The organism is Mycobacterium simiae, from assembly GCF_008370645.1.
In the GTDB taxonomy this organism is placed as follows: Bacteria; Actinomycetota; Actinomycetes; order Mycobacteriales; family Mycobacteriaceae; genus Mycobacterium; species Mycobacterium simiae_A.
In genome coordinates this window covers 1-205 of the sequence record NZ_VTZN01000701.1, presented here as the reverse complement: position 1 = coordinate 205, position 205 = coordinate 1, and the positions used below count along the sequence as shown (strand labels likewise).

Sequence of the window (205 nt, the reverse complement as noted above, 5' to 3'; positions counted from 1 at the left end):
CCCCGATACCCGCGCGCCACACCGCTGCCCGCGATGTACAGCTCACCCGCTACCCCGGGCGGCACCACACACATGCCCGCGTCGAGCACGTAGACCCGCACATTGTCCAGCGGGCCACCGATCGGTATCGGATCATGAACCCCTTCGCAGCTGAAAGCGGTTGCGCACATCGTGGTTTCAGTGGGGCCGTAGCCGTTCATCACCT

Annotated in this window: 1 protein-coding gene; it reads right to left on the bottom strand. The window is 65.4% G+C overall.

All coding sequences use genetic code 11. The annotated features are described in order from the left end of the window. Positions 1-200, bottom strand: a 200-nt coding sequence (locus F0Q45_RS27420; protein ID WP_306439488.1) for an AMP-binding protein, incomplete at its 3' end; no start/stop codon positions are given. Positions 201-205: the final 5 nt, after the last annotated feature.